The sequence below is a fragment of the Desulfamplus magnetovallimortis genome, assembly GCF_900170035.1.
GTDB classification, from domain to species: domain Bacteria; phylum Desulfobacterota; class Desulfobacteria; order Desulfobacterales; family Desulfobacteraceae; genus Desulfamplus; species Desulfamplus magnetovallimortis.
In genome coordinates, this window is record NZ_LT828545.1 from 241182 (window position 1) to 249135 (window position 7954).

A 7954-nucleotide genomic window follows, 5' to 3' on the forward strand; every position below is an offset into this window, starting at 1 on the left:
TATTCAAAATCGACACCTATGATCTTGTAAGCCTTGTCAACACTGTCTGAATCAGGATTCCCAAGATTAACAAGATAAGGCAAGATTATCTATCCTGAGCATCCTATCCATCCTGGTTATCCTGGTTCAGACAACTGCAATAACTTCGGAAAAAGCAATAAGATGTCGATTTTGAGTGTATATGCTATGCCCTTCCAAACCTTAAAAATTTCATTGTAAAATTTCCTCTGCCCTGGGTTGCAGATCGAAGCGAGGTTGAATATCCAAACATTTTGGAGAGAGGCACTGTGGCCTTTATCACTTGTATATTGGATCTCGGTGCAATTGACTCTATCTTGCCGCCTCTGGTGTTGATATCTGCTATTGCATCCCCCATGTAGTTGTCAGGAACAAGCACCTCAACAGCCATGATGGGCTGAAGCAGGGCAACCTTGCCTTTTGTCATGGCATTTTTACAGGCCATTGAAGCGCACACTGAAAAAGCAAGCTCTGTACTTTGCCCATCTCTTGTGTTGGCTTTTTTCAGTCTGATTTCAGTATCAACCATTGGATATCCCTTAAGAAAACCACTCTCAAGACCCTCTCTTGCACCTTTTTCAATTGCAGCAATATGTTCCGGTATAAGAACTGGCGGATCACCTGTAAGTTCATTTTTGAAGATAATGCCTGCTCCACGCTCAATGGGAATAAGTTCCATTTCAAGCTCGGCAAAATGGGATTTTCCGGTGATATCTTTTTCAAATATGGCATGTCCTTTTGAGGGGCTTTCCATGATTTCCCTGTAAACAACCTGGGGTTTTCCCACATTGACATTGGTATTGAATTCCCGAAGCATTCGGCTTATGATGATTTCAAGGTGAAGCTCACCCATACCAGATAAAATTGTCTGTCCTGTATCTTCATCAGTTTTTACCTCAAGTGTGGGATCTTCTATGGTGAATTTTTTAAGAACTTCATCTAGTTTCTCCTGGTCAGAGTGGCTTTTAGGCTCAATTGCAATGGAGATTACAGGTTTGTAAAATTCCATGCGTTCCAGAAGAAGTGGTGCAGATGCAGAGCATAAAGTTTCTCCGGTGGATGAGTCTTTAAGACCAACAATACCAACAATATCACCTGCCACAGCCTCTTTTACTCTCTCTCTCTTGTTTGCATGCATCTGAAGAATTCTGGAGAGCTTCTCCTTTTTTTTCAGTGAAGAGTTATAGACATCTTCACCTGCAATGAGCTTTCCGCTATAAATCCTTGCAAAGGAGAGTTTTCTGCCCTCAATCATTGATACCTTGAAAATAAGAGCTGCAAGGGATGCTGACTTTTGTGGCAGACAAGAGATAGTTTCACCGGTCTCGGGATGGATGCCGGTCATTGGAGGAACATCTGAAGGAGATGGCAGGTAATCCTTTATGGCATCAAGAAGGGGTTGAACTCCTTTGTTTCTAAGGGCAGTCCCACAAAGTACCGGCACTATTTTACGACCAACAGTGGCACACCTGATTGCCTTTATGAGATCCTCAGAGGAGATTGTCTCCTCTCCAAGGTAACGCTCCATGATATTGTCATCAACCTCGGAAATTGCCTCCAGCATCTTCTCACGATACTCTTTTGCCTTGTCAATTTCTGCCGGGTCAATATCCTTTGATACTGTAAACTGTGCGCCAAGGGTTTCATCATCCCATGTAATCTGCTCCATATTTACAAGATCAATAACTCCTGTAAAATTCTCTTCACTTCCTACTGGTATCTGCAAAGGTACAGGGTTTGCGTTTAATCTTTCACGGATCATGGATACAGCATTGAAAAAATCTGCACCTATCCTGTCCATCTTGTTTATGAATGCAATTCTTGGGACTTTATATTTATCTGCCTGGCGCCACACTGTTTCTGACTGGGGTTCCACTCCGCCTACGCCGCAGAATACAGCAACAGCACCGTCGAGAACACGAAGTGCCCTTTCAACCTCAATGGTAAAATCTACATGTCCTGGAGTATCAATAATATGAATCTGTGCACTTTTCCACTGGCAGGTTGTAACAGCAGATGTAATGGTGATCCCGCGGTTCTGCTCATCTTCCATCCAGTCCATTGTTGCTTCTCCATCATGTACCTCTCCAATCTTGTGGGATTTGCCGGTATAGTAGAGAATCCGCTCTGTAACAGTTGTTTTGCCAGCATCAATGTGGGCCATGATTCCGATATTTCTTATATTTGTAATTTTTGTTTTGTTATCCATTTCTTATCAGCCTGTTTATTATTTTTATTTTTAAAACGGTATATTAAATCGCTGCTGGCTGCCTTGGTTTTTCAAGAAGTTCCTTAATTGTTTAAGGAGTGCAGGAGGTTCATTTTTTGACTGTGGCGGTGTTTAAGCCTTTTATGTAATATCAGCAGGGACAGCGTAGCAATCGGCTTTTTTATGTAATCAGTAAAGATTTTTCATGTAGTCAGTAAAGAGATAATTGATATAAGAAGAGCTGTAAAGTGTCAAGAAAATAAGCAGTTCAGCATGATTCATATCCCTTTTGCCTTGCAAACATTCCATGTTTTTTATACTATCATGCGAAAAATCATGCTTGGATTCAAAGATATTGGAAACAATGGCTATTTGTATCATTAGTTCAAGAAAGGTAAAAAAAATGAACGACGATTCTATTAAGAAAATCAATTAGAACTATGAGTTGCTAAATTCTGGTAAACGATCATGGCTGATGATCAGCCATCCCCGACCATGGAAATTGTATCCATTTCCACGGTAAACGATCATGGCGGCATTCAGCAACCCCCGAATATGGAAATTTGTATCCATTTCCACGGTAAACGATCATGGCCGGCATTCAGCCACCTCTGAATATGGAAATTTGTATCTATTTCCACGGTAAAAGTAAAAGTAACTTAAAAATTACAGATGACTGGTTAAAGGAAAGATTACCATGATTCCAGGATTTCAATCCCTTGTGGAGGAGAGAATAAAAAATGCCCAGAAAAAAGGAGAATTTGACAATCTTCCCGGGCGTGGAACTCCGTTGAATCTTGAGGATATGAAGATTCCGGAGGAGTTCAGAATGGCTTACAGGGTTTTAAAAAATTCAGGATTTCTTCCGCCTGAAATAGAGCTTGGAAAAAAGATAAGGCAGACAGAAGAGCTTATTGCCTCTTTGAGTGAAGATGATCCTTCCAGATTAAAGCTTGGTAAAAAACTTAACTTTCTTATGACAAAACTAAATGCATCCCGTGGTCACTCTGCCCTCTCTGCTACCGTTACCCATAACTACAGGGATGCTTTACAGAAAAGGATATCATGAAATTTAAAAAACAAGATAAAGACGGTGTTTTTAAAAGTCTTTTTGCTGCCTATTTTGTACTACTTTTGCACGTATTCCTTTTATCTGGCACAGGTATTACTGTGGTGCTTTTCAAGGGAGTTTATCACTATCTTCCCTGGATTCTCGGAGGAATTGCGCTGCTTGTGATTGCTCTGTTCTGGATTTTTTATCTTAGAATCAAAAGATCTTCAACTGATATAAAGGATGTACTGAATCATCCTGCATTCCAGAACCGTAATGTTGAAATCAAGCTTCTTGGCGGTGTGGCATCTTTTAAAATTGACGCACCAGTGGCTGGGGATTCACGCTTTTTGTTGAATAATAACGGAGAATCCGGTGCCGCTATGCTTCCCATGATTGAAGAAGGAAGCCGTAACATTGAAAGAAGGCTTTCTGAACTGGCTGATCTTTACAACAGAAATCTCATTGATGATGAAGAGTATGACATGGCAAAAAAGCGTATTCTCTTTGAAAGTGACTTTGCAATGGATGAAAAATCACCCTCAGTTGAAGTGTCATCGTCAATTGATGCAGCTTCGGTTTCATCTTTATCAGGTGTTTCATCAAGAGTGGATGCTGTTGAACCATCTTCAATAGATGCTTTTTCACCAGAAGTTGATGCCGGTTCACCATCTTCTACTGATACAACTACATCAGGCACACAATCATCAACAAAAAACAGTCAATCAGTTATAAAGGATGAATCATGAAAAAAATTAATTTAGCCCTGTTGTCCGGTGGTGATTCATCGGAGCGGGAAGTCTCCTTAAACAGCGGTAAACAGGTATATGAAGCACTGGACAGGAACAAGTATAATATTGTCAGATATGACCCGCTGACAGATCTTAAAAAAATTGTTGAAGATGCTTCTGACATTGATGTTGCACTTCTTATCCTTCATGGTCCAAATGGAGAAGATGGAACTGTTCAGGGCCTTTTGGATCTTTTAAAGATTCCTTATCAGGGTGCTGGAGTTTTGGGCAGCTCCCTTGCAATGAACAAACTTGCAACCAAGCAACTGTACGAAAAAAGAGGAATTCCTGTTCCTGATTCTGTTGTCTTTTCAAAGGGTGACACCATTGAAACCTCAAAATGGGTGAATCGCCTTGGGCTTCCAATTGTTGTAAAACCTGTTTGTGCAGGATCAAGTGTCGGAATGACCATTGTCAGGAAGGATAGTCAAATTGAAGAAGCCATTGACAAGGCACTTGAATTTGATGAGTCGCTTTTGCTTGAAAAATATATAAAAGGGGTTGAGCTTACCTGCGGAGTACTTGGTAACAAGGAGCTTGAGGCTCTTCCGGTTATTGAGATTATTCCAGGTGAAGGTTATGAGTTTTTTGACTACAATGCCAAATATCTTAAAGGAGCCACAGAAGAGATATGTCCGGCACGCATTGACGATGCCGTAAGGGATGAAGTTCAAAGGTATGCCCTTGAAGCCCATGAAGCCCTCTTTTTGAGAGGGTACAGTCGAACGGACATGATCCTTTCTGATGGAAAACTCTATGTGCTTGAAACCAACACAATTCCCGGAATGACAGCCACAAGTCTCTATCCCCAGTCTGCTCAGGCGGCAGGATACTCATTTCCGGAACTTCTGGACAGGCTGATATCTCTGGCAATGGAGTTGTGAATAAGTAAAATTAGTGTCTTTCGTTTATCGGTTTACACTTTTTTTGAACCATGATTTTCATGATTAAGGGATTATCTTGATTTTTAATCGTATTAATCCTTGAGTCCTTTATCGTGAAAATGACTATCATTTTTATATTTGGGGGTGATTGATACGCAATCATGTCCGTTTAATCAGGGTTCATAATTTTTCGAAAAGTGTAAACTAATTTTGAGTTTATATGAAGGATGTCACAAAATTAATTCTTTTTTTAAAAATGTATTAGTTGCGTTTTAACAAAGAAATTTTCAGGAGAAATTGAAACATGAACATCTTAGTTGTAGGAGGCGGTGGCAGGGAACACGCCCTTGTCTGGAAAATTGCCAAAAGTGATCTTGTAAAAAAAATATACTGCGCCCCTGGTAATGCGGGAACTGCATCAATTGCGGAAAATGTTGCCATTGACGCTGAAAATATTGAAGCCCTTGCAGAGTTTGCAATTGAAAAAGAGATTAATCTGACTGTTGTAGGACCTGAAGCTCCCCTGGCAAAGGGTATTGTTGATCTTTTTGAATCAAAGGGGCTTAAGGCATTTGGGGCATCCCAAAAGGCTGCTCAGCTTGAATCCAGCAAGATGTTTGCCAAAAATATAATGGAGCAGTACAACATCCCCACAGCAAGGGGTAAATCCTTTACAGATATTGAAAAGGCACGTCTTTATGTTAAGCAACTTGGTGCGCCTCTTGTTGTAAAAGCCGATGGGCTTGCAGCAGGAAAGGGCGTATTTGTATGTTCATCTGAAGATGAGGCCAATGAAGCTTTGACATCCCTTATGACAGAAGGGATTTTTGGAGATGCCGGCGCAGTTGTTGTTGTGGAAGAGTGTCTTGTTGGTGAGGAGGCCTCATTTATTGCACTTACCGATGGCAAGACAGTATTGCCTCTTCCCACATCCCAGGATCATAAGCGTATTTTTGATAATGACCAGGGGCCAAACACAGGCGGTATGGGGGCATACTCTCCGGCACCTGTGCTTGATTTCATGCTGAGGCGCCGCGCCATGGATGAAGTTATGATTCCGGCTGTAAAAGGAATGGCTGCTGAAGGGATTCCCTTTAAAGGGGTTCTTTATGCAGGGCTTATGATTCATAATGACAAGATCAAGGTGCTTGAGTTCAATGTAAGACTTGGAGATCCTGAAACCCAGCCGATTTTAATGCGTCTTAAAAGCGATCTTGTTCCGCTTATGGAGGCATGTGTTGATGGCACACTTCATAAGTTCAAGACAGAAATTGATCCAAGAAGCACAATGTGTGTTGTTATGGCGGCAGGCGGCTATCCTGGCTCATATGAGAAAGGTTCTGTAATTGATGGGCTTGACAGTGCAGCTGCTCTTTCTGACACAGTTGTTTTTCATGCAGGCACAGCAGTTAAGGATGGAAGTGTTGTTACAAGCGGGGGCAGGGTGCTTGGTGTAACTTCACTTGGAGATACTGTAAAAGATGCCATGGACAAGGCATATGAGGCGTGTGAAAAGATCTCATGGCAAGGGGCGTTTTACAGAAAAGATATCGGGGCAAGGGCCATTGCAAGGCTTTCTGTTCCTCCAAAGGTGGGTGTTATAATGGGAAGTGACTCAGATCTTCCTGTTATGGAAGAGACCCTTAAAGTATTGAAAAAGTTCGGCATCTCCTATGAGGTGACAGTTGCCTCAGCACATAGAACACCGGCAAGGGCAGAAGCCTTTGCAAAAAATGCACGCAAAAAGGGCATGGGGGTTATAATAGCAGGTGCAGGCCATGCAGCTCATCTGGCAGGAGTTCTTGCTGCACATACAACCCTTCCTGTACTTGGAATACCCATTGACTCATCTGCACTTCAGGGACTTGATTCCCTTTTGTCAACAGTTCAGATGCCTCCTGGAGTACCTGTTGCAACCCTTGCTGTGGGAAAACCAGGGGCAGTTAATGCAGGTGTTCTTGCTGCCCAGATACTTGGAGTTTCCGATCCTGAGATAGCTGCAAAACTTGCTGAATACAAGAGAGACATGGCGGAAAAAGTAAACAAGAAGGCAGAAAATCTTACCTGGTAATTATGCAGTACTGGCATGTAGTTAATTAAAAAGGTGGGAGTGTGATATCGGATTCTAATCCAGACCATGATTCTTTGCTGCAAATATGCAGGGCTGCCCAGATCATAAACGCAGGAGGCGTTGTTGTTTTTCCTGCCAAATGCCTTTATGGTCTGGCTGCCGATGCTTTGAATCCTGTTGCGGTTGAACGTGTCTTTGCCATTAAAAAACGTCCTTTGAACAATCCTCTTCTTGTATTGATTGATGAGGTAAGTTGGCTTGAAAGCATTGTGAAAAAGATTCCCGGTGATGCGAATCTTCTAATGAAAGCCTTTTGGCCTGGAAATCTGACCATTGTGTTTGAGGCTCGTTCTAATCTGCCTGAAGCGTTGACAGCAGGAACAGGAAAGGTTGGTGTAAGGATACCCGGGCATCCGGTTGCAAGGCAACTTGTCAGAGAGTGTGGTCGTCCGATTACAGGCACAAGTGCCAATATATCAGGCCATGAAGGCTGCATGGATAGTTCAATGCTTGAACCTGATATTTTAAATTCGGTTGATATGATACTTGAAGGAGGGAGGCTTAAAGGCGGGAAAGGCTCAACAGTTCTTGATGTTACAGTCTCCCCTTCCCGAATTTTAAGGGAAGGGGAGATTTCAGAACATGATATTCTGGAATTTATATTCAAGTCTCAGTAAGTGGCTGTTTTTAAAACGACTTTCATCCCTTCGATTGTGGCGGTAATCCGCCATGTACGTTTTATAAGAAAGTCCCCGTCTTTTAAGGAGCTATAGGACTTTCATGCTTCGTTGTGGCAGATGGATCTGCCATGGCCGTTATATAAAATTGGATAATAGCCTTATACCGATTTGGTTTTAGCCGATTGTTCGCGTTTTGGGATTTCTACTATTTGAATAGCTCAGTATGTGATCCGGTTCTTTCGTGATATAC

General features: G+C 41.9%; 7 protein-coding genes. 6 read left to right on the forward strand and 1 reads right to left on the reverse strand.

Translation table 11 applies throughout. The features are described 5' to 3' along the window. Positions 1-184: 184 nt before the first annotated feature. A complete protein-coding gene (gene fusA / locus MTBBW1_RS12715; protein WP_080804146.1) occupies positions 185-2227 on the reverse strand; it encodes an elongation factor G in 2043 nt (680 codons plus the stop codon). A gap of 468 nt (positions 2228-2695) precedes the next feature. On the opposite strand from fusA, the gene MTBBW1_RS28380 reads away from it, so the two are divergent. The 6 genes from MTBBW1_RS28380 (at position 2696) to MTBBW1_RS12745 (ending at position 7701) form a co-directional block, all read left to right on the forward strand. After that, positions 2696-2842 carry a hypothetical protein gene (locus tag MTBBW1_RS28380; RefSeq protein WP_186441248.1) on the forward strand — a complete coding sequence of 49 codons (147 nt, stop codon included), beginning with the start codon at positions 2696-2698 and terminating at the stop codon, positions 2840-2842. Between the two features lie 82 nt (positions 2843-2924). After that, on the forward strand, positions 2925-3296 hold the full coding sequence (locus MTBBW1_RS12725; protein ID WP_080804148.1) for a DnaJ family domain-containing protein: 372 nt from the start codon (positions 2925-2927) through the stop codon (positions 3294-3296). Next, positions 3293-4027, forward strand: a complete 735-nt coding sequence (locus MTBBW1_RS12730) for an SHOCT domain-containing protein (RefSeq protein WP_139786759.1) — start codon at positions 3293-3295, stop codon at positions 4025-4027. The genes MTBBW1_RS12725 and MTBBW1_RS12730 overlap by 4 nt, the downstream gene beginning before the upstream one ends. Next, positions 4024-4953: a D-alanine--D-alanine ligase family protein gene (locus MTBBW1_RS12735; protein ID WP_080804149.1), complete on the forward strand. Its 930-nt coding sequence runs from the start codon at positions 4024-4026 to the stop codon at positions 4951-4953. The genes MTBBW1_RS12730 and MTBBW1_RS12735 overlap by 4 nt, the downstream gene beginning before the upstream one ends. Before the next feature lie 304 nt (positions 4954-5257). After that, the gene (gene purD, locus MTBBW1_RS12740) at positions 5258-7024 is read left to right on the forward strand and encodes a phosphoribosylamine--glycine ligase (RefSeq protein WP_080804150.1); all 1767 of its coding nucleotides are present in this window, start codon (positions 5258-5260) and stop codon (positions 7022-7024) included. A 41-nt stretch (positions 7025-7065) separates the two neighbouring features. Then, on the forward strand, positions 7066-7701 hold the full coding sequence (locus tag MTBBW1_RS12745) for an L-threonylcarbamoyladenylate synthase (protein WP_080804151.1): 636 nt from the start codon (positions 7066-7068) through the stop codon (positions 7699-7701). Positions 7702-7954 lie beyond the last annotated feature (253 nt).